Raw genomic sequence first — 21,980 nt, forward strand, 5'->3', positions numbered from 1 at the left:
GATCCGCATTGCCCGCACGAAGGTCGTCTGCACCCTGGGGCCCGCCACCGCCACCGCCGAGTCCATTGGCGCGCTGATGGACGCGGGGCTCAACGTGGCCCGCATCAACTTCTCGCACGGGACGCACGACTCGCACGCCAGGACCATCGCCCTGGTTCGGCAACTGGCCGCCGAGCGCGGACGCCCGGTTGCCATCCTCGGCGACCTGCAGGGGCCGCGCATTCGCATGGGCGACCTCGCGGCGCCGGTGACCGTGGAGAGTGGGCAGGACATCGTCCTCTGCTTCGAGGATGTCGCCACCGGTGACGACCTCCCCGTCACCTACAACGACATCGCCAACGACGTGAAGGCCGGCGACCGCATCCTGGTCGACGACGGGTTGATCGAGCTGGTGGTCCTCGACGTGGACAAGCCGCGCGTGAAGGCGCGGGTGGTGCACGGCGGCGTGATCAAGAAACACAAGGGGCTCAACCTTCCGGGAGTCGAGGTCTCCGCGCCGTCGATCACGGAGAAGGACCGCGCCGACATCGACTTCGCGGCTGAGCAGGGGCTCGACTTCATCGCCCTCTCCTTCGTGCGTCGCGCCGCCGACATCGCGCAGCTGCGCTCGCTCATCCCGCGCGGGATGCTGATCGTCGCCAAGATCGAGAAGGACACGGCGCTCACGTACATCGAGGAGATCCTGCGCTCGGCCGATGCGGTGATGGTCGCGCGCGGCGACCTTGGCGTCGAGCTCCCGTTCGAGGAAGTCCCGCTGGTGCAGAAGCGGATCATTCGGCTCGCCGGCCAGCTTGGCCGTCCGGTGATCACGGCGACGCAGATGCTGGAGTCGATGATCCAGAACCCGCGCCCCACGCGCGCCGAGGCGAGCGACGTGGCCAACGCCATCCTCGACGGGACCGACGCGGTGATGTTGTCGGCGGAGACGGCCTCGGGGGCGTACCCCAAGCTCGCCGTGCAGGCCATGCAGCGCATCATCACCGAGATCGAGCAGCACCACCTGGCGCCCAAGCGCGAGGAGCGCCGCTTCGGCATCGGGACGTCGTCGACGGAAGAGACCATCGCCGCCGCCGTGGTAACCGCGGCGCGCATGCTGGGAACGCCGCTGGTCATCGTCTTCACCAAGAGCGGCTTCAGCGCGCGCATGGTCTCGTCGCACCGCCCAGGAGTCCCGATCCTGGCGCTCACCGACGTATCGCGCACGTACAACCAGCTGGCAATGGTGTGGGGGGTGGTGCCGCTGCTGGTCCCGCCCGCTGATACGTACGAGAAGATGCTGCAGAGCGCGCGCGATGCGTTGCTGGAGCGCGGGCTGGCACGCGAGGGCGACAAGGTGATCGTGACCGCGGGGGTGCCGTTCGACGTCCCGGGGACGACCAACCTGCTCAAGATCGAGACGGTCTGATCGCCCGTTTGCCGTGAAGCTGACCTTTCTTGGCACCGGCACGAGCTTCGGCATCCCGATCATCGGGTGCGGTTGCGCGGTCTGTCATTCGACCGATCCGCGCGACCGCCGCACGCGCATCGGCGCGGTGATCGAGACCGACGGGGGGACGCGCCTCCTCATCGACACGCCCCCCGAGCTGCGGTTGCAGCTGGTGAGTGCCGGGATCGGGAGCGTCGATGCGGTCTTCTTCACGCACGACCACGCCGATCACATCCACGGCATCGATGACATTCGCGCCATCACCGTGAGGCAGCACCGCGCGCTCCCCATGTACGCGGAGCCCGAGGTGCTGTTGCGGCTGGCGGCGCGCTTTCCGTACGTGTTCGACGCCACCATGCGCCCGCTCCCCGGGACGTCCAAGCCCGAGGGCGAAGCTCACCCCATTCGCGACGGCGACACGATCCAGGTCGGCGACGCCTGCGTGGAGGCGATCGCGCTTCCGCACGGGCGCATGCGGGTCCTTGCCTTTCGCGTCGGCGCACTCGGCTTCGTGACCGATGCCAAGACGGTCCCGCCCGAGGCGGTGGCGCGGCTGCGCGGGGTGAAGGTGCTGGTGCTCAACGCACTCTTTCGCCGCGAGCATCCCACGCACCTGAGCATTGGCGAGGCGGTCGCGGTGGCCGCCGAGATCGGCGCCGAGCGGACGTACCTCGTACACCTCACGCACGAGACGTCGCACGCCGAACTGGAGGCAGAGCTGCCGCCGACGGTGCGCCCTGCGTACGACGGGCTGGTGGTGGAGGTGTAAGACAACACGCACGCTGCCGGTGGCGCACCCTCGCTCGCCGCCGGCCCGTGCCCACGCGCGTCGTTCGCGACGCGACAACCTGCGACCACGATGTCCCTCTCGCTCGATTACACCTTCATGCTCGCCGACGCGGTGTCGGGGGGCGTTGCGCCTGGCGACTTCGACGGGGCGCAGGACGCCTTCGCTGCAGCGCACGCCGCGGTGGCGGCGCGCCATGCCTCGGGCGAGCTTGGCTTCTTCGACCTGCCGCGCCGGCGCGACCTCGCCACGCAGGTGCTGGAGTTCGCGGCCGGCGTGCGCGGCACCTATCGCGACGTCGTCCTGCTCGGCATCGGCGGCTCGGCGCTGGGCCCCATCGCCCTGCGCAATGCACTTCGCCCGCCGCAGTGGAACGCGCTCGACGAGGCGGCGCGCGACGGTCTCCCGCGGCTGCACGTGCTGGACAACGTCGACCCGGTGACGATTGCCGCGGTGATCGAGCGCGTGGCGCTCCCGTCGACGCTCTTCCTCGTGGTGTCCAAGTCGGGCGGCACGGCGGAGACCATGGCGCAGTACCTCATCGTGCGCACCACGTTGCAGGAGGCCGGACTCCCGCTGCCAAAGCACCTCGTCTTTGTCACCGATCCGGAGAAGGGGGCGCTGCGCCCCATCGCGAAGGGCGAGGGGATCCCTGCGCTCGACATCCCGGCTAACGTCGGCGGGCGCTTCAGCGTGCTGTCGCCGGTTGGGACGCTCCCCGCCGCGCTCATCGGCATCGATATCGAGGCGCTGCTGGCCGGGGCGGGGGACATGGTGCAGCGCTGCAACTCATCGGTGCTGACGACGAACCCGGCCGGCGTCTTCGCCACGCTGCAGTGGCTCGCCGACACCAGGGGCGGAAAGCGGATCCACATCCTGATGCCGTATGCCGATCCGCTGCGCGACATGGCAAGCTGGTTCGTGCAACTGTGGGCGGAGTCGCTGGGAAAGATCCGTCCGACGGGCGATCATGCGGGGCCCACACCGGTCCCGGCACTCGGCGCCACCGACCAGCATTCGCAGGTGCAGCTGTTCATGGAGGGGCCGGTGGACAAGACGGTGACCTTCCTGGCCGTGAAGCTCCCCGAGCGCGACGTCACGATTCCCGGCGCGCACGGCGACGTTCCCGACCTGGCGTACCTGGGCGCGCATACGCTCTGGGAGCTGCTCAACATCGAGCGGCGGGCAACGGCTGGTGCGCTGGCCACTCGCGGACGCCCGAGCATGACCATCACGCTCGACCAGGTGGACGCGTGGCACCTGGGGTCGCTGATGATGCTCCTGGAGATTGCGACCGCGTACGCTGGCGCCCTCTACGGCGTGAATGCCTTCGACCAGCCCGGGGTGGAGCTGGGAAAGCGCTTCACCTACGGGATGATGGGGCGCCCCGGCTTCGAGGCGGCGAAGGATGAATTCGAGCAGCTCCCGCAATCCAATCCGGCGCGCGTGATTGGGTGAAATCCCCGTCGTGATGTCCCGGTCTCACGCGATGCAGGACCGGGACGGCGGGGGTATCTTGTCGCAGCAGAAGGCCGTTCATCCCTTACACCGATTGCCAATGTCCGAACCGATCATCGCCCACAGTGCCCTTGGCGCCGCGGTCACGCGCGTCGATTCCGCGATCACCGTGCACGACGCCTCGGTGCTGACCTCGGAACGCCTCGATGGCGTGGTGCGCGACGCGGTCTTTGGCGAGGGCAACGCGCGCGACTATGCGCGCTGGCTGCTCTGGGAGCTGGGGCAGGCGGTGGGCGTGCGCCCCGCCTCGATCCACGACCTGTACGCCGCGCGCGGGCGCGGTGCGGTGAAGGGGGGCTTCACCGTCCCGGCGATGAACATTCGCGGGGCGACGTACGACACGGCGCGAGCGATCTTCCGCGTTGCCAAGCAGATGGAGGCGGGGGCCTTCATCCTGGAGATTGCGCGCTCCGAGATTGCCTACACCGATCAGCGCCCCGCCGAGTACGTCGCGGTCCTCATCGCCGCGGCGCTGCGCGAGGGGTTCCGCGGCCCTCTCTTCATCCAGGGCGATCACTTCCAGGTCAATCACAAGAAGTACGCGGCCGACCCCGTGGCCGAGGTGAACAACGTGAAGAAGCTGGCCGACGAGGCGATCGCCGCCGGCTTCTACAACATCGATGTCGACACCTCGACGCTGGTCGATCTCTCCTTCCCCACGCTCGACGAGCAGCAACGCAAGAACTACGAGGAGTGCGCGGCGATCACGGGGTACGTGCGCTCGCAGGAGCCGAAAGGGGTGACGATCTCCATCGGCGGGGAAATTGGCGAAGTGGGGACGGAGAACTCGACCGTGCCCGAGCTGCGCGCCTTCATGGACGGCTACAATCGCACGCTGGCCCAGGTCGCGCCCGGCGCGGTCGGGCTCTCCAAGATCTCGGTGCAGTCGGGGACGTCACACGGCGGGATCGTCCTCCCCGACGGTTCGATTGCGGCGGTATCGCTCGACCTCAAGACGCTCGAGGACCTATCCAAGGTGGCGCGCGACGACTACGGGATGTGCGGCGCGGTGCAGCACGGCGCGTCGACGCTCCCCGACGAGGCGTTCAATCACTTCCCGCGCACGGAGACGGGGGAGATCCACCTCGCGACCAACTTCCAGAACATGCTGTACGATCATCTCCCGGCCGGGCTGCGGGACGAGATCTACGGCTGGCTGCGCAGCAACGCCGCCGACGAGCGCAAGGCAACCGACTCCGACGAGCAGTTCTTCTACAAGACGCGGAAAAAGGCGCTCGGCCCGTTCAAGAAGGCGCTCTGGAACCTCGACGCCGGCACCAAGGCCAAACTGGCGGCAGCGTACGACGCCAAGTTCGCCTTCCTCTTCACGCAATTGGGCATTGGCGGGACGCGCGCGCAGGTGAAGCAGACGGTGAAGCCGCTGGCGATCCACCGCCCGATGCCGGGAACCCCCGGGCACATCGTGGTGGAGGCAGCCCCCGACGACGCCTCGCTCTCCGACTAGTGAACGAAAGCGGCGGCGGGAATGCATGCGTGGCCCGCCGCCGGCACGGACGCTTGAGACACCGCATCGCAGCACTCGCACGGGCAGACGCCCAGGAGGAGCAATGGCTCGCAACGACGTGGACGACGATCGTGTGATCATCGAGCGCCGCTCTGGCGGCTCGACGGTGTCGGCGCTCCTGGCGGGCGTCGCGATTGGCGCCGGCCTCGCGCTCCTCTTCGCGCCGCAGTCGGGTGTGGAAACTCGGCAGCTGATCCGGCGCCGCGCCCGTCGCGCCCGCCGCCTGGCCAACGACTACGCGCACGACCTGCGCGACCGTGCCGATGACCTGCGCGACAAGGCGGCGCTCCTCGTGGATGACACGAAGGAACGGGCGCGTGGTGTGGTGGACGGGGCGCGCGAGCGCTACGAGGAGAAGCTGGACGAGACGCGCCGCGCCATTCGCGAGAAGCGGCGCGACCTGTCGCGCGCGGTGGAGGAGGGGCGCGCGGCGGCGCGCGATGCGCGCCACGAACTCGAACGCCGCCTCGCCGACGCGCAGCGCGCGCCGCACGACAGCGCCGTCTCCGAGGCCGATCCTTCCGCCGACTGATCGGTTGAGCGCCCGTACTGGCGACAATTCGTAAGATGGCGTCGAGCCCCGAGCTCGATGTGCTGAAGGTCGTGACGACGCCGGTGAGCGCCGTTGCGCGATTCTGGGACGCGTTTCGCGACTATGCGCGGCGCGTGTGGAACAACAGCGCCGAGGACGACATCTTCTTTCTCGCCGGCGGGATTGCGTTCAACATCCTCCTCGCCGCCGTTCCGTTCGTCCTGCTCGTCATCTCGGGGCTCGTCTTCGCCCTCGGCCTCTCGCCCGACGCGTCGCTGGCCGAGGTGCGCGCGATCATCGATCGCTTCCTCCCGCCGCACGCCGAGAGCCCGGAGCCGGCCATCCACGGCATCCTGGCCGAGGTCGTGAAGGCGCGCAACACGTTAGGCATCTGGGGCGCGTTCACCTTCGTCTGGTTCTCGACGCGCCTGTTCGGTTCGTTGCGCACCGTGCTCGCCGAGATCTTCGACATCGAGACCGAGCGCGGCATGATTGCCGGCAAGTGGTTCGACGTGACGATGACCGTCTACTCGTCGACGTTGCTGGTGGTGTACATGGGACTCAGCGTCTACCTCGCCCTCGCCCGCTCGCGCGGGAGCGCACTGCTCGGGGAGCTGGGCTTCCGCCCCGATGTCATGAGCGGGCTCGAATACGCCATCGGTCGACTCGTCGCATTCGCCTTCATCGTGGCGACGTTCTGGGCGCTCTACAAATACCTCCCCAACCGGAAGATCCGCTGGCAACAGGCGCTGGTGGGCGCGCTCTCGTCCAGCGTCATGTTCGAGATCGTACGCAACCTCTGGACGTCGTACACGAAGTCGTTCGATCCCGGCTCCTTCTACAGCGGGACGGTCTACGCAGTGGTCTCGCTGGTGTTCTGGGTCTACTACGCGGCCCTGATCTTCATCATCGGGGGAGAAGTGTCGCAGGCGCACGAGCTGCGACGGGTGCGGAGGCTGCAGCGGGAGACGCTGGAGAACTAGAGCGGGACAGGAGACGGGAGACGGGAGACGGGAGACGGGAGTGCGGCGCGCTGTGCGCGCCGCGAGTCGTGGGATGTGCGACGCGCCCCGCGCGCAGCTCCGCTGCGCGCACTCCCGTCTCCCGTCCCCCGTCCCCCGTCCGCCCTGTATTACTTTTCGTAACGCCCATCACACTCGCGTTCGCCCCATGACCATCGATATCCGCTCCGACACCGTCACGAAGCCCTCGCCCGAGATGCGGCGGGCGATCGCCGAGGCTGAGGTCGGCGATGACTTCCTCGACGGCGACCCGACCACGCGCCAGCTCGAAGAGACGGTCGCCAGCCTCCTCGGAAAGGAGCGCGCCCTCTTCTTTCCGTCGGGGACGATGGCCAACCAGTGCGCCATCTGGACGCTGGCCGAGCGCGGGACGGAGATCTACGCCGACTACGGAAGCCACATCAACGACTGGGAAATGGTGGGCGCCGCCGCCATCGCCGGCGTGCAGCTGCGCACCGTGCAGGGCGATGGTCCGATGATGGACGCGCAGTCGCTGGAGCGTGCCTTTCGCGCGCCGTCGTCGAGTGCGCCGCGTGCGTCGCTGGTGTGCCTGGAGAACACGCACAACGGTGCGGGCGGATTGGTCACGCCGCTGGCCGGCGTGCGCGCCATGCACGACGTGGCGCGCAATCACGGCTGCGCGGTGCACCTGGATGGTGCGCGACTGTGGAATGCCTCCGCCGCGTCGGGAACCGCGCTGCACGAGTTCACGCGCTTCGCCGACACCGTGATGGTCTCGTTCTCGAAGGGGCTGGGCGCCCCCGCTGGCGCGGCGCTCGTGGGGACCGACGAGGTGATGGAACGCGCCAACGAACATCGCAAGCGGTTGGGCGGCGTGATGCGGCAGAGCGGGATTCTCGCGGCGGGCGCGCTCTACGGGGTGAAGCACAATCGTGATCGCCTGCTCAAGGATCACGAGCATGCCACGGAGTTCTCGCTCATCGTGGACCGGGCCATCGCGGCAACCGTCGTCCCTCCCGACAGCAACATCGTGATGATCGATCTGGCCCCAGGGCTCTCGGCACACGATGTGGTGCGGCGCGTGGCCGAGTACGGCGTCAAGGTCGGGGTGTGGACGCCGACGCGCATCCGCGCGGTGCTCCACCTGGACGTGACGACGGCGCAGGTGCTGGAGGCGGGTGAGGCGGTCCTGTCGGGGCTCGACGAGGCGTGGCGCGCGCTGGGCGACACCAGCGAGTGGCCGACGGTTCCCGTGAAGTAGCCGTTGCGGGGCGCGTGGCGAGCGCCGTAAGTGCCGCGTCATAGCGCGCGCCGTAGGTGCCGCGTCGTAGCGCGCGCCGCGCGCGGTTGTCGCGACGCTGCCCGCCGACTAGACTTCCTCTCGCTCCAGGTCCCGAAGGGCGTGAGCGCGCCAACCCCGTGAGGACCCCGAAGGTAGCAGCGGTACGCGATGTCGAGCGTTGCTTCGTCAGACCTGGAGTATTCGCGCGGGTGCTCGCCAGAGCCCCGCGCGTTTTGTTTTTCCTGACCGTCTCGCGCCGGGGCGCTGCGCAGCACTCCCGCCACCCGCTCGCCGGGGCCAATTTGCAGAAGCCTGAAGGCGCGCGCCCCTTCTCGTCCCCAGCCTTCGCTGGGGCAGGCTTCTCGTCCTCTCGTCCTCTCGTCCTCTCGTCTTCTCGTAGAGTGATCGCTCTCGCCCGCAAGTACCGCCCGCGCAACTTCGCCACCGTCGCGGTCCAGTCGCATGTCTCCAACACGCTCAAGGGGGCAATTGCGCGCGGGCGCGTGGCGCATGGCTACTTGCTGTGCGGGCCACGCGGGGTGGGGAAGACGACGCTGGCGCGCGTGCTGGCCATGGCGCTCAACTGCGAGAACAAGCGCCCCGATGGCGAGCCGTGCGGCGAGTGTACCAGCTGCACGCGCATCTGGAGCGGCGGCGCCTCGCTCGACGTCGTGGAGATCGATGCGGCCTCCAATCGCGGCGTGGACGACGCACGCGAGCTGCGCGAGCGCGCGATGTACGCGCCATCGGGCGAGGGGCGCTACAAGGTCTACATCGTCGACGAGGCGCACATGCTCACACGCGAGGCGTGGAACGCGCTCCTCAAGATCCTCGAGGAACCGCCCCCGCGCGTCGTCTTCGTGTTCGCGACGACCGAACCGCAGAAAATCGCGCAGGCCGCCGCCCCGGTCCTCTCCCGGCTGCAACGCTTCGACTTCCGGCGCATGGGGCCGGGCGACATTCGCGAGCGCGTGGGAGCCGTCCTCGCCGAGGAGGGGGTGGAAGCGGAGAGCGAGGCGCTGGGGATGATTGCGCGCGCCGCCGACGGCTCGATGCGCGATGCGCTCTCGCTCACCGACCAGGTGCTGGCGTTAGGCGACGGCGGCGTGACGGCGCTGCGCGTGCGCGAGGCGCTGGGGCTGGTGGCCGAGGACGAGTACATCGCGCTCCTCGACGTGATTGCCGAGCGGCGGGCGGGCGACGTCTTCACGATGGTGGGGCGCCTGGTCGAGCTGGGCGTGGACCTGGGGCAGTTCCTGGCCGGGCTTGGCGACATCCTGCGCGCGCAACTCGCGTTGGCGTTAGGCGCGAAGGAGGTCGACGTGAGCGCCGCGGCCCGCGAGGCGCTGGTCGCGCGCAAGGATCGCCTGGGTGCCGGCGACCTGCTGCGGATGCTGAACGCGGTGGCTGAGCTGGAGCCGCGCTTCCGGCGCAGTGGCCAGCAGCAACTCCTCCTGGAGACGCTCCTCGTGCGCTTTGCCCTCCTCGACCGCACGCTCGATCTCGAGGCGGTGCTGCGCGAGGTGGGTAGCGGCGGCGGTGGTAGCGCCGGTGGCGGAACCCCCGCGCCGCGCCCGCAGCCCGCGCCGCGCTCGGCGCCCGCCGGTGGCGAGTCGCGCGGCGGCTATCGCGCCGGCCCACCCACGGCTGGCGATTCCGCGCCGGCGCCCGAACGCCTCCCGCGCCCGGAGCTTCGTCGCGACATGGCGGTCGACACGCCGCGTGTCCAGGAGCGCATTCCCGCGCCGCCGGGCGAAGGGCCCCCCTCGCGAGGCGGCACGCCCGCGCGCGGCGGTGCACCGACGCGCGGCGAGCGCCCCTCGTCCCCACGCATGGAAGCGGGTCCCGGGCTCGAGGCCGAGCGCGGGGGGACGGCCACCATGGCGCCGCCTTCGGTGGTCGCGGAACTCCCCGAAAGCGTCGCCGTTCAACTGGCGTCACCACCGTCAGGGGTGAACGGTGGTTCGCCGGCAGTCGCGTCGTTCGCGTCGCTGACGTCGCTCGACATCAACCACCTGGTGGAGCGCTGGGACGACATCCTCGCCGCGATCCGTCGCGAGCGCCCGCTCGTCGGGACGCTGCTCGAACGGGCGATTCCGACGGCGGTGGCTGCGTCGGGGGTGGTCTCGCTGCAGATGGAGGAGACGGGGGCGTTCGAGAACCTGGCGGCCAAGGCCAAGGAACTCACGGCGGCGCTCACGCCGCACATCCCGGGGCTGGTGCGCGTGCAGCTCCTCCCGCCCGCGCACGCCAGGGACTCGGGCCCTCGACGCATGACGGCCGAGTCGATCAAGTCCGAAACGCTGGTCGCGCTGCGCAAGAAGGACGCGGTGCTGGCCGCCGCCATCGACGAACTGGACCTCGACCTGATTTCATAGCCATGGCCGACATCTTCAAGATCCTGCAGCAGGCGCAGCAGATGCAGTCCAAGATGCAGGAGATGCAGGAAGAACTCGCGCAGCGTACCGTGACCGGCACCGCCGGTGGCGGCATGGTTGCCGTGGAGGCAGACGGGAAGGGGACGGTCAAGAAGGTCCGGCTCGAAGCGGCGGTCGTGAACCCCGCCGACATCGAGATGCTCGAGGACCTGATCGTGATCGCCGTCGCCGACGCGCAGAAGAAGGCGAACGAGCTGGCGCAGGAGGAGATGGGGAAGCTGGCCGGAGGGCTCAACCTTCCGTTTCCGTTCAAGCTCCCGATCTGAGGGCCGCGTCGCACGGTGTCGGCAATCGACGAACTGGCGGCCGAACTGGCCAAGCTCCCCGGAATCGGGCGCAAGACCGCGCTTCGGCTCACCTATCACCTCCTCAAGCAGCCGCGCGAGCGGAGCATCCGCCTGGCGCACGCCCTGGAGACGCTCGCCGAGCGTGTACACCCCTGTCCGCGGTGCTTCAACTTGACCGAGGAGGAGGAATGCGCCATCTGCCGCGACCCAAGACGTGACGCCGGGGTGATCTGCGCCGTCGAAGAAGCGGCGGATATCGGCGCAATCGAACGCGCCGGCGAGTTCCGGGGGCGATACCACGTCCTGGGGGGTCGCATCTCGCCGCTGGACGGGCTGGGGCCCGAGGACCTGACGGTGACGGCGCTGGCGCGCCGGGTGACGGGTGGGGGGGTGCGGGAGGTGATCGTGGCAACGAACCCGAGTGTGGAAGGCGATGCGACGGCGCTCTACCTCCAGCAGGTGCTGGCGCCGCTGGGGGTGCGCGTGACGCGCATCGCGCGCGGCCTTCCAATGGGGGGCGACCTGGAGTACGCCGATGGGATTACCATCGCACAGGCGCTGTCGGCACGTCGGGAGATGACTTGAGGGAAGCGAGACCAGGTGCAATGCGGAAAGGATCGTTGATGTCGCTCGGGGTGATTGGTGGCTTCCTGGCGGGCTTCGCGCTGTGGAGCCGGCAGCAGCGTGCCGATCGCCGTCACTTGTTCAGCGCCAACCCGGTGCGCCGCCTGGCGGCGCTGGGCTACCTGCGCACGCAGGAGGACGACCAGACGGTCACGCTGCTGCGGGAGTACCTGGCCTGGGAAACCAAGCCCGAGCTGCGCCGGCGTGCCCGCCGGATCCTGCGGCGGATGGAGCAGTCGCTCGACCAGTCGATCGAGCGCTCGGCCGAGGGGGCCGCGGCGCGCGCCGCGACGCTGGCGGCGGAGCGCGCTGCCTCACTGGCGGCGGATCGCGGCGGCGCGCGCCCCGACACGTCCAGGCCGCAACGCTCGATCGCCTGACTTCCCGTTCCCGTCGTCCTACATGCGCATGCCCATCGGAGCTTCGAGCTGGTCGTTCACGGAAGAGGACTTCAGCGCCCTCACACAGGTGCTGCAGCGCTTCCTGTTCGACAGCAACGCGCGCTGCGCCCTCCTGGTCGATCGGAGCGGACAGCTGGTGACCTTCGCTGGCGACCGTCCCACGTTTGACGTGACCGCGTTCGCGACGTTGACGGCGGCGGATTTCTCGGCCAACGACCAGCTCGCGCGCCTGATTGGGGAGAGCGACTTCAACACCCTCTTTCACCAGGGGGAGAAGGAGTCGATGCTGCTGGCGGACGTGGCGAGGCGCGTGATCCTCGTGGCGCTCTTCGACAACCGCACCACGCTCGGCCTGGTACGTCTCAAGATGCGCGCAATCGTCGATGAACTCGGACGCCTCATCGAGCGCTCGCTGCAGCGTTCACACACGTCCAATCCGCAGCGGCAACCGCTGCTCGGCGATGTCGATGACGAAATCGACCGTCTCTTCCAGTAAATCGCACGACACGGAGAGACTGCGATGTCGATGATCAACTACGCCTCACGCGAGATCAACTGCAAGCTCGTGTACTACGGGCCGGGGCTCGGCGGCAAGACGACGAACCTCGAGCACGTCTACAGGAAGGTTGCGCCCAGCACTCGCGGGAAGCTCATCTCGCTCGCCACCGAGAGCGAGCGCACGCTCTTCTTCGACTTCCTCCCCGTGGACCTGGGGACGATTCGAGGCTTCAAGACGCGCTTCCACCTGTACACGGTGCCCGGACAGGTGTACTACAACGCGTCACGGAAGCTCATCCTCAAGGGCGTGGATGGCATCGTCTTCGTCGCCGATTCGCAGCTGGATCGCATGGAGGCGAACCAGGAGTCGATGCAGAACCTGTACGACAACATGGTCGAGTACGGCTATGACCTCACGCGGATGCCGTTTGTCATCCAGTACAACAAGCGTGATCTTCCCAATGCGGCGCCGCTGTCGGAACTTCAGGCGGCGCTCAATCCCGGGTGGGAAGTGACGGAGCCTGCGCGCCAGCGCATCACGCCGGATGCGTGGCACGCCGGGGAGAACCTGGTGGAGCAGTTGCCGACTGGCGAATGGGTGGAGCGCGCCCCTTATTTCGAGGCGGTGGCCGTGACGGGAGACGGTGTGTTCGATACGTTGAAGGCGATCTCGAAGCTCGTCCTGAAAGCGTTGTCGTAGCGCGTCCCGCTCGCCAGCGGAATCGTCCGCGGCTTCCCCGCGGAATCACCCGCGTCCCACGCCGTGCTGAATCTTCCGAACGCGATCACTGCTGCCCGCATCGCCTCCACGCCGCTGATCGCCGCCCTGGTCGTCAACGCCGGGTGGCAGTTGCGGCTGACGGCGTGGGTCCTGTTCGTCGCGGCGGCGGTCACCGACTACGTCGACGGCAAGCTGGCGCGCGACCGGAACCTCGTCACCAACCTCGGCAAGCTGCTCGACCCGCTCGCCGACAAGCTGCTCCTCCTGGCGACGCTGGTCCCGATGTACTGGCTCTGCCGCGACACGGCGCTCTGGGCGTCGCTCCCCCAGCCCGACGCCTGGGCCGCTGGCCAGACGGTGGGCCCGGTGCTCGCGGGGGCGCGCGTGACCTATCCCTTCGTGACGCCGCTGGGGCTGGTGGGGCTCCCCTTCTGGATCATCGCCGTCGTCCTGGGGCGCGAGCTGTTCATGACGATCTTTCGCCAGTTGGCGGCGCAGCGCGGTGTCGTCATCTCGGCCATCGGCCCCGCCAAGTGGAAGACCGGCTTCCAATCGGTCTGGGTCGGCGCGGCCTTCTTCTGGTTCTGGACCTCGTCGGCCGCTGTCGAGCGCGGGTGGACGGGGAGCGCGTGGAACACCTTCGCGATGGTCAACGGGATTGTCGGCGTGGTCTCGATGATTGGCGCGGTGCTCCTCACGCTCTACTCCCTGTACCTGTACCTCCAGCGCTACGGCGGCGTCCTCGTGCGCCCCGGCAACCACCAGCAGCCCGCGCGCTGATCCCCGCGCCCGCGCCTACACGCCCGAACGCGGAGATGGACGGGAGGTGGTTCAGCCCCCAGCCGGTACCCTCTCCTTTCGCCCCCCAATCCTTCGCTGGGGCAAGCATTCTCCCGTCCCCCGTCCGCCCCAGTGCATCTCGAGATTGTCACGATCGGCGACGAGCTCCTGCTCGGCCTCACCATCGACACCAACGCGGCGTGGCTGGCGCGCGAACTTGCGGCTGACGGCGTCAGCATCGTGCAGCGCGCCTCGGTGGGCGACGATGCCCGCATGATTGCCGCCGCAGTGCGCGATGCGCTCGACCGCTCGGGTGCGGTGATCACCACGGGAGGGCTCGGCCCAACCGCCGACGACATGACCAAGCCGGCCATCGCCGAACTGTTCGGGAGAGCGATGGTCTTTGATGAGGAGCGTTGGGAGGCGCTCAGGCAGCTGTGGCGCGACCGCGGCCGCCCCGGTGAACTCCCCGACTCCAACCGGCAGCAGGTGATGATTCCCGAAGGCGCGCGCGTCCTCACCAATCGTCACGGAACGGCGCCAGCGATCTTTCTCGAGGACGAGCGCGGGCGCTGGGTGGCGATGCTCCCCGGCGTCCCGCGCGAGATGCGGGGGATCTTCGCCGAGGAGCTGCGCCCCATCATCCGCGAGCGGCTCGGCGCGGCGCTCTCCGTGGTGCGCACGCGCACGGTGCGCACCACCGGCGTGGCCGAGTCGCAGCTCCCCACCATGCTGGGCGACGCGGTGCGCGGCGTAAATGGAATGTCGCTCGCGTACCTGCCGGGGGCGGACGGGGTGGACTTGCGGCTGACGGTGCGTGGGGCCGCCCCCGACGAGGCCGATGCACGCCTTGCCGCCGGGAGCGCCCTCCTGGCCGAGCGCGTGGGGAAGTACGTCTACGCCGACCAGGGCTCGGTCGACCTGGCAGAGGTGGTGCTGGCGCTCTGTCGCGCCCGGGATTTGCGGCTGGCGGTGGCCGAGAGCTGTACCGGCGGGCTCCTCGGGGAGCGGCTGACGGCGATTGCCGGATCGAGCGACGTCTTCGTGGGCGGAGTGATCGCCTACGACAACGCGGTAAAGCGCACGGCACTCGGCGTGTCCGACGAAGTGCTGGCGCGTGTGGGGGCGGTGAGCGAGGAGGTGGCCCGGGCCATGGCGTCTGGCGTGCGCGAGCGGATTGGCGCTGATATCGGCGTCGGCATCACGGGGGTGGCGGGGCCGGGCGGTGGGAGCGCCGACAAGCCGGTCGGCACCGTGTGGATTGCGGTCGATGTGCGCGGTGAGGTGCGCACCTTCGGCGGAAAGCTCATCGGCGACCGGAGCGAGGTACGCTACCGCGCGACGCAGGTGGCGCTCGACCTCATTCGCCGGCAGCTCTCGTCCGGCTAGCGCCGCGTGGGAGGGGCGCGAACTGCCGATCTGGCGCGCGGGAACGGGCACGGGCGTTGCCCCAGCCGTGGGTGTCGGTCGAGATTTCGAACGCAGGCGTTGGCGGGTCGTCGCTCCGAGGCTGCGGTTCCCCTCGCGGGGGGGCAAGTGGCGAGGTGAGTGCGGTCGGCAGGCGTGAAACCCCTTGGGCCAGAACCGAGTAGGCGTGAGCCATATGAGCGATTCCCAGAGCCAGGAACAGGGCACTCCGCAGGAGCCGGAGACACCGGCGAGCGAGCACGCGGTGCAGAACGCCGCGGGCGACACCGCGACGCTGGCGTCGCACGAGGAACTGCATCGCGCCATCGAGGAGCAGCGCGACAAGTACCTCCGCCTGGCGGCCGAGTACGACAACTTCCGCAAGCGCGCGGTGCGCGAGCGGCAGGAAGGCGGGTGGCGCGCGCAGGGCGACTTGGTGTCGGGGCTCATCGACGTGATCGATGACGTGATGCGATTCGCGCACGTCGATCCGGACAAGACCGACACCCGCACCGTGGTCGACGGCGTGGCGATGGTGGAGAAGAAGCTGTTCAAGTCGCTGGCGGGACATGGCCTGGAGGTGGTGAACCCGGTCGACCACAAGTTCGACCCGGCCGTGCACGAGGCGATCAGCACGGTGGCCGCCGCCACGCCCGAGGAGGACGACCTGGTGGCGCAGGTCTTCCAGCTGGGCTTCGTGTTCCGGGGGCAGCTGCTGCGTCCGGCGCGCGTGGTCGTGAAGCAGTGGAACGGTTGATCCGCCGTTAGGCACGCATGGCACCCACCAAGGACTACTACGCCGTGCTCGGTGTTTCCTCGACCGCCGCAGCCGAGGAGATCAAGAAGCAGTACCGCCGCCTGGCCAAGAAGTACCACCCGGACGCGAACCCTAACGATCCGAAGGCGTCGGACCGCTTCAAGGAGATCTCCGAGGCGTACCAGGTGGTGGGCGACGCCGAGAAGCGCAAGCAGTACGACGAGATGCGCCGGCTTGGCGCGTTTGGGGGCTTTCCGCCGCCGGGGAGCCGCCAGCGTCCGGGCGCGCGTCCGGGCGCCGGAAGCCCTGGGCAGACGGGGCAGGGGGGGGGCGGGGCGCCGGGGGGTGGCGACTTCCGCTTTCAGGACTTCGATGTCGGCGGCCTGGGGGGACTGGGCGACCTCTTCGGCTCGATCTTCGGCGGACAGCAGGGGGGCGCTCGCGGGAGAGCGCGCGCGCAGGAGCAGGGGCAATCGGTCGAGACGACGCTGGAGGTCCCGTTCCGCACGGCGGCGAGCGGCGGCAAGGTCCCGATCGAGCTCGAAGTGAACGAGGAGTGCCCCACGTGCGGCGGGAACGGTGCCGCGCCAGGCGCGACGATCCGGACGTGCCCGGAGTGCAGCGGTCGCGGAACGATCTCGTTCGGACAGGGCGGCTTCGCGGTGAACCGGCCGTGCCCGATGTGCATGGGGCGTGGCCAGGTGCCGAGCGAGCGCTGCGCCGAGTGCAATGGCGCGGGCGAGGTGCGAACGCGCAAGAAGGTTCTGATCACCGTGCCGCCGGGCGCCGACACCGGGACCAAGATCCGGCTCAAGGGGCAGGGCGGTCGCGGGGCGAACGGCGGTCCCGCGGGCGACCTCGTCATCACGCTCCAGGTGCAATCCGACCGTTTCTACAAGCGCGAAGGGCTGGACCTGCTGGCGACCGTGCCGCTCAACATCGCCCAGGCCACGTTAGGCACGAAGATCTCCGTGCGCACGCTGGACGGAAAGAAGGTCACGATCCGCATTCCCGCGGGGACGCCGAGCGGGAAGCGCTTCCGTATCCGGTCACAGGGGATCGAGAAGGACGCTCAGGTGGGGGACCTGATCGTGGAGACGAGCATCATTGTCCCGGACAAGCTGTCGGAGGAGCAGGAGCGGTTGTTGCGCGAGTTTGCGGAGGCGGGGGGGTTGAAGTTCTAGGGACGGGAAACGGGAGACGGGAGACGGGAGTGCCGACGCGCGGGGCGCGTCGGCGTTTTCATTGGGGGCGGAGTGATACGACTAGCTGCGGAGAGATGATGAGTCGATTCCGACGCTTGGCGGGGAGGGGGGCGGGCGGGGCATTGCTGCTGGCGGGTGGCGTGTTGCTGCTGGCGGCGTGGGAATGGGGGGTGGTGGGGGCGGGGGAGGCCGGTGCTGGGGAGAACTCGCAGCGAGGAGGGCGGCCGCTCGTCATCGCGCATCGCGGAGCGAGCGGGTATCGGCCGGAGCACACGCTCGCGGCGTATGCGCTCGCCATCGACATGGGGGCCGATTATGTCGAGCCGGATGTCGTGATGACGCGGGACCACGTCCTTGTCGCCCGACACGAGAACGAGATCGGCGGGACGACCGACGTGGCCGCGAAGTTCCCCGGGCGCAAGCGCACGAAGACGATCGATGGGGCGACGGTGACGGGGTGGTTCACCGAGGACTTCACCCTGGCCGAACTGAAGACGCTGCGCGCGCGCGAGCGCTTGCCGCAGCGCTCACACGCGTGGGACGGCCGCTTCGAGGTTCCCACGCTCGACGAGCTCCTCTCCCTCGTGCGACAGCGCGAGCGCGACGTTCGGCGGACCATCGGCGTTTACCCTGAGACGAAGCACCCCACGTACTTCCGCTCGATCGGGCTGCCGCTGGAGGACTCGCTCCTCGCGGTGCTCGGCCGGCATGGCTATCGCGGGAAGGGAGACGCGGTCTTCATCCAGTCGTTCGAGGTTGGCAACCTCAAGGCGCTGCGGGGGCGCACCGCGATCCGGCTGGTGCAGCTCATCAACCTCGACGGCATCCCGCCCGATGTTGCAGCTGCCGGCGGCACGCTCGGCTACGCCGGCATGCTCGCCGCCGCCGGGTTGCGCGACGTCGCGCGGTACGCCGATGCGATCGGGGCGCACAAGTGGCTGGTCCTCCCGCGCGAAGCCGCGGGCGACACGTCGCGCGCGACGCCGCTCGTGCGTGACGCGCATGCGGCGGGATTGCAGGTGCACGTGTGGACCATGCGGTCGGACACGCGTGACCTGGCGCCGGGCTTTCGTGGTGACGCCGCCGCCGAGTGGCGGGCGTTTGCGGCGGTTGGGGTGGATGCGATTTTTGGGGACTTTCCGGATGTAGGGGTGGGGGCGTTGCGGCGGTGAAGCGAGGTGTGTGATGGTTGCGGCTGAATAGGCGTTTTCTACGGTGGATGGACCGGCGCAACGAGCGTTTACCACGGCGTAGCTGTGTCGAAAGTCAAGCGGTGGTGGCCACGCTGGGCCGCCGCCGCTGCTGCGTCTTGAGCATCGCGTTGAGGATCGAGGCGCGTCGCGGCACTCCTTCGTTTGCCTCCGTGTCTCCTCCGTGTCTCCTCCGTGTCGCGCTTTTCGTGTCGCAGTCACTGGCGCCCGAGGCGGCCGCTTGCGGGTGTTTCGAGGACAAATGGATCCCAGCTTTCTCTGGGAAGGGAGGCGTGGGGGGTTGGGTTCGGCACGGCGCGCGGCGCTTGTGGTTAGGCGGGGTGCGGGGAAAAGAGCAGAAGCTCGACACGGAGGTCCACGGAGGTCCACGGAGGTCTCACGGAGGTCTCACGGAGGTCTCACGGAGGTCTCACGGAGGTTGGAGGCGCGTCGCAGCACTCCTTCGTTTGCCTCCGTGTCTCCTCCGTGCGCCTCCGTGTCGTGCTTTTCGTGTCGCAGTCACTGACGCCCGAGGCAGCCGATCGCGGGTGTGTCGAGGACAAATGGACCCCAGCTTTCGCTGGGAAGGGGGGCGTGGGGGGTTGGGTTCGGCACGACGCGCGGCGCTTGTGGTTAGGCGTGCCGGGCTGGGTTCGGCACGACGCGCGGCGCTTGTGGTTAGGCGGGGTGCGGGCAAAAGAGCAGAAGCGCGACACGGAGGTCCACGGAGGTGTCACGGAGGTCTCACGGAGGTTGGAGGCGCGTCGCAGCACTCCTTCGTTTGCCTCCGTGTCTCCTCCGTGTCGAGCTTTTCGTGTCGCCGTCACTGGCGCCCGAGGCAGCCGATCGCGGGTACGTCGAGGACAAATGGATCCCAGCTTTCGCTGGGAAGGTGGGCGTGGGGGGGAAGTGCACGGGGATGGGTCCACCCCAAATCGGGGTGGCGCGGTGACGACTGTCAGGCACAGGATGCAAGGTCCTTGTGCGGGCGGCAGCGAGCGCGATAAGCGACCGCGAGATTCTCAGCGTTAGGTCGGATGGCGCGGGGTCGTGAACGGCGAATCGATGCGGCTGACTCGAGTCGGATGAACCCGCAGAAGGACGTCGGCCCCGCCCTCGTCACCAGCGATGCCCCCCAGCCCACCCTCCCCCGCACACGCACAGCACCCCAACCACCACCCCACAACAAAAAGGCCCGGCATCCACCGACGCCGAGCCCCTCGCCCTCCCGCCCCCCCCAACCGCGCGACTACGCCGCCCGCACAGGCAGCCCCCCCCGCGCCCCCGCCGCGCGCTCGATGAACCCACCCCCTAACACTCGGCAGCCGTCGTACAGCACCAGCGACTGCCCCGGCGTGATCGCCGACACCGGCTCGTCCAGTGCCAGCTCCACCTCGTCGCCATCGAGGCGGATGATCTCGCCGGCGGCCGCCGGCGCACGATGACGCACTTGCACCTGCAGGCGTGCCCCCACCGCCGGACGGTCGACGAGCCAGTTCACCTCGCGCGCCACCACGCCGCGCCCCAGCAAGGCCTCACGCGGACCAATCACCACCGCCCGCTCCCCCGGGTGGATGGCAATCACGAACATCGGCTCGGCGAAGCCGCCCGGCACACCGCGCCGCTGCCCGATGGTGTAGCGCGCGTAGCCGTCATGCTCCCCCACCACGCGCCCGTCGGCCAGGCGGATGGGGCCGCGCGCCAGCGCCGGCGCGTCGTCGCCCAGCCGCTGGCGGATGATGCGCGTGTGATCGCCGTCGGGCACGAAGCAGATGTCCTGCGACTCGACCTTGTCGGCGACCAGGAGGCCTAACGAGCGGGCGACCTCACGCGTCTCCGACTTGGTCTGGTGCCCCACCGGGAGCAGCATGCGCCGCACGACGGCGCGATCGATCCCCCACAGGAAGTAGGTCTGGTCCTTCGACAGGTCCACGCCACGGTGCAACGCGCCATCGACCACGCGCGCATAGTGCCCGGTGGCGATCCACTCGGCGTCGATGGCGTCGGCCTTGCGCAACAGGTCGCGGAACTTGGTGAAGGTGTTGCACCGCACGCAGGGAATCGGCGTGCGGCCGGCCGCGTACTCCTGCACGAAGTTGTCGACCACGTCGTGCCCGAAGGCGCTCTCGAGGTTGAGGACGTAGTGCGGCACCCCCAACGATTCGCAGACGCGACGGGCATCGTTCACCGAGTCCAGCGAACAGCACGGGCGGTCCGGGAGGTCGTCGCCGTGGCAGAAGAGCTTCATCGTCGCCCCCACCACGTCGTAGCCCTGCGCGCGCAGCAGCGCCGCGGCGACCGAGGAATCGACGCCGCCCGACATCGCGACGAGTACCCGCCCGCGCGCCGTCATCGTCAGGCGACCTGCCCGCTCAACCGTCGGGCCTTGTCGACCAGGGCCGGGAAGAGCTCGGCCACGCGCGCGATGCCCTCGTCGGTGGTGAGGGCGCCAAGCGACATGCGCACCGCCGCCGCGCCAACGCGCGGCTCGACGCCTAACGCCGACAGGACGTGCGACGGCGTCACGCTCCCGCTCTGGCACGCCGACCCCGCCGAACACGCCACGCCTTGCAGGTCGAGCGCCATGAGCAGCGACTCGCTGTCGGTCCCTGGCACGGACAGGTTGAGGATGTGCGGCGCGCGCGGTGCCCCCTGCCCATGCACCAGCGCGTCCGGGATGCGCGCGAGGAGCGCCGCCTCGAGTCGATCGCGCAGCGCCTCCAGCTTCGCCCACGATGCCTCGCGCTCCTCGACCGCCAACTCGGCCGCGCGCGCCAGTCCGACCGCCATCGCCACGTTCTCCGTCCCCGGCCGGCGACCGCGATCCTGCGTACCGCCGAACATCAGGGGAACCAGCGGCGTGCCGCGCCGGATGAACATCGCCCCGATCCCCTTCGGCGCGCCGATCTTGTGCCCGGAAATGGTGAGCGAGTCGAACGGCAGCGTGCGCGCGTCGATCGCCACCTTCCCGAACGCCTGCACCGCGTCGGTGTGGAAGAGCGCCCCCACCGCCTTGGCGCGCTCGACCAGCGGCGCCATGTCCTGCACCACACCGATCTCGTTGTTCACCCACATCACACTCGTTAGGGCCACGGAGTCGTCCATCGCCGCGTCGTACGCCTCGCGCCGCACCAGCCCTGCGCCGTCGACCTCGACCATCCGCTCCTCGCCCCCCTGGTGCGCGACCTCATGCACCGCGGCAAGGACGGCCTTGTGCTCGATGGTGGTGGAGACGACCGCCGGGCGCGTGGCCCGCAGCGCGCGCCAACTGCCGAGCACCGCCAGGTTGTCCCCCTCCGTCCCGCCGGAGGTGAAGCAGATCTCGTCAGCGTTGGCGCCAAGCGTGCGCGCCACGCGCTCCCGCGCCTCGTCGAGCGCCGTCCGGGCCTCCCGTCCCCACTTGTGCATGCTGGAAGGATTGCCGAAGCGCGGCCCGAAGAAGGGAAGCATCGCCTCGAGCACTTCCTGGCGAACAGGAGTGGTGGCGGCGTGATCGAGATAGACAGGAATGCGCATGGTGGAAGCAAAATACCGCTATGGAATCGGCGGCAGAACCCCAATGGCTCTCGTGAGAATGCGCACTTCTGCAGCCCCAAGCGACGTGCCGAGAGCCGCGCGG

At 69.2% G+C, this 21,980-nt stretch carries 20 protein-coding genes and 1 other RNA gene; 19 read left to right on the forward strand and 2 right to left on the reverse strand.

Annotation, left to right across the window (positions count from 1 at the left end; translation table 11 throughout):
- The first annotated feature begins 7 nt into the window (after positions 1–7).
- From pyk to IT359_09335, 19 genes are all read left to right on the forward strand, one after another.
- Positions 8–1,405 carry a pyruvate kinase gene (pyk, locus tag IT359_09245; GenBank protein MCC6929161.1) on the forward strand — a complete coding sequence of 466 codons (1,398 nt, stop codon included), beginning with the start codon at positions 8–10 and terminating at the stop codon, positions 1,403–1,405.
- Positions 1,406–1,418: 13 nt separating this feature from the next.
- A complete protein-coding gene (locus IT359_09250) occupies positions 1,419–2,195 on the forward strand; it encodes an MBL fold metallo-hydrolase (GenBank protein ID MCC6929162.1) in 777 nt (258 codons plus the stop codon).
- Positions 2,196–2,285: 90 nt separating this feature from the next.
- Positions 2,286–3,671: a glucose-6-phosphate isomerase gene (locus tag IT359_09255; GenBank protein MCC6929163.1), complete on the forward strand. Its 1,386-nt coding sequence runs from the start codon at positions 2,286–2,288 to the stop codon at positions 3,669–3,671.
- 100 nt (positions 3,672–3,771) lie between these two features.
- Positions 3,772–5,196 carry a class II fructose-bisphosphate aldolase gene (locus IT359_09260; GenBank protein MCC6929164.1) on the forward strand — a complete coding sequence of 475 codons (1,425 nt, stop codon included), beginning with the start codon at positions 3,772–3,774 and terminating at the stop codon, positions 5,194–5,196.
- Between the two features lie 103 nt (positions 5,197–5,299).
- Positions 5,300–5,788: a YtxH domain-containing protein gene (locus IT359_09265; GenBank protein MCC6929165.1), complete on the forward strand. Its 489-nt coding sequence runs from the start codon at positions 5,300–5,302 to the stop codon at positions 5,786–5,788.
- A gap of 35 nt (positions 5,789–5,823) precedes the next feature.
- Positions 5,824–6,771, forward strand: a complete 948-nt coding sequence (locus tag IT359_09270) for a YihY/virulence factor BrkB family protein (protein MCC6929166.1) — start codon at positions 5,824–5,826, stop codon at positions 6,769–6,771.
- 187 nt (positions 6,772–6,958) lie between these two features.
- Positions 6,959–8,032 (forward strand): aminotransferase class I/II-fold pyridoxal phosphate-dependent enzyme, encoded by a 1,074-nt coding sequence (locus tag IT359_09275; GenBank protein MCC6929167.1) that lies wholly within the window; start codon positions 6,959–6,961, stop codon positions 8,030–8,032.
- 124 nt (positions 8,033–8,156) lie between these two features.
- An RNA gene (gene ffs / locus IT359_09280) (signal recognition particle sRNA small type) lies at positions 8,157–8,253 on the forward strand.
- Between the two features lie 201 nt (positions 8,254–8,454).
- Complete coding sequence (dnaX, locus tag IT359_09285) at positions 8,455–10,431, forward strand: DNA polymerase III subunit gamma/tau (protein MCC6929168.1); 1,977 nt, start codon at positions 8,455–8,457, stop codon at positions 10,429–10,431.
- A gap of 2 nt (positions 10,432–10,433) precedes the next feature.
- Positions 10,434–10,757, forward strand: coding sequence for a YbaB/EbfC family nucleoid-associated protein (locus IT359_09290; GenBank protein MCC6929169.1), 324 nt, complete (start codon positions 10,434–10,436; stop codon positions 10,755–10,757).
- A gap of 15 nt (positions 10,758–10,772) precedes the next feature.
- On the forward strand, positions 10,773–11,363 hold the full coding sequence (recR, locus tag IT359_09295; GenBank protein ID MCC6929170.1) for a recombination protein RecR: 591 nt from the start codon (positions 10,773–10,775) through the stop codon (positions 11,361–11,363).
- 20 nt (positions 11,364–11,383) lie between these two features.
- Positions 11,384–11,782, forward strand: coding sequence for a hypothetical protein (locus tag IT359_09300; protein MCC6929171.1), 399 nt, complete (start codon positions 11,384–11,386; stop codon positions 11,780–11,782).
- 28 nt (positions 11,783–11,810) lie between these two features.
- Positions 11,811–12,299 carry a roadblock/LC7 domain-containing protein gene (locus tag IT359_09305; GenBank protein MCC6929172.1) on the forward strand — a complete coding sequence of 163 codons (489 nt, stop codon included), beginning with the start codon at positions 11,811–11,813 and terminating at the stop codon, positions 12,297–12,299.
- A gap of 24 nt (positions 12,300–12,323) precedes the next feature.
- Positions 12,324–13,001, forward strand: coding sequence for a GTPase domain-containing protein (locus IT359_09310; GenBank protein ID MCC6929173.1), 678 nt, complete (start codon positions 12,324–12,326; stop codon positions 12,999–13,001).
- A 63-nt stretch (positions 13,002–13,064) separates the two neighbouring features.
- Entirely contained in the window at positions 13,065–13,802 is a 738-nt protein-coding gene (locus IT359_09315; protein ID MCC6929174.1) for a CDP-alcohol phosphatidyltransferase family protein, read from the forward strand.
- A 132-nt stretch (positions 13,803–13,934) separates the two neighbouring features.
- Positions 13,935–15,191 carry a competence/damage-inducible protein A gene (locus tag IT359_09320; protein MCC6929175.1) on the forward strand — a complete coding sequence of 419 codons (1,257 nt, stop codon included), beginning with the start codon at positions 13,935–13,937 and terminating at the stop codon, positions 15,189–15,191.
- A gap of 214 nt (positions 15,192–15,405) precedes the next feature.
- Positions 15,406–15,966, forward strand: a complete 561-nt coding sequence (locus IT359_09325; GenBank protein MCC6929176.1) for a nucleotide exchange factor GrpE — start codon at positions 15,406–15,408, stop codon at positions 15,964–15,966.
- Between the two features lie 17 nt (positions 15,967–15,983).
- Complete coding sequence (locus IT359_09330; protein ID MCC6929177.1) at positions 15,984–17,150, forward strand: DnaJ domain-containing protein; 1,167 nt, start codon at positions 15,984–15,986, stop codon at positions 17,148–17,150.
- 98 nt (positions 17,151–17,248) lie between these two features.
- On the forward strand, positions 17,249–18,343 hold the full coding sequence (locus IT359_09335) for a glycerophosphodiester phosphodiesterase (protein MCC6929178.1): 1,095 nt from the start codon (positions 17,249–17,251) through the stop codon (positions 18,341–18,343).
- Positions 18,344–19,610: 1,267 nt separating this feature from the next.
- Here the strand turns inward: IT359_09335 and mnmA are convergent.
- Together mnmA and IT359_09345 are read right to left on the reverse strand one after the other, a co-directional pair.
- Complete coding sequence (gene mnmA, locus IT359_09340) at positions 19,611–20,714, reverse strand: tRNA 2-thiouridine(34) synthase MnmA (protein ID MCC6929179.1); 1,104 nt, start codon at positions 20,712–20,714, stop codon at positions 19,611–19,613.
- A 2-nt stretch (positions 20,715–20,716) separates the two neighbouring features.
- On the reverse strand, positions 20,717–21,877 hold the full coding sequence (locus IT359_09345) for a cysteine desulfurase (protein MCC6929180.1): 1,161 nt from the start codon (positions 21,875–21,877) through the stop codon (positions 20,717–20,719).
- Between the last annotated feature and the right edge of the window lie 103 nt (positions 21,878–21,980).

The sequence above is a fragment of the Gemmatimonadaceae bacterium genome, assembly GCA_020852815.1.
In the GTDB taxonomy this organism is placed as follows: Bacteria; Gemmatimonadota; Gemmatimonadetes; order Gemmatimonadales; family Gemmatimonadaceae; genus SCN-70-22.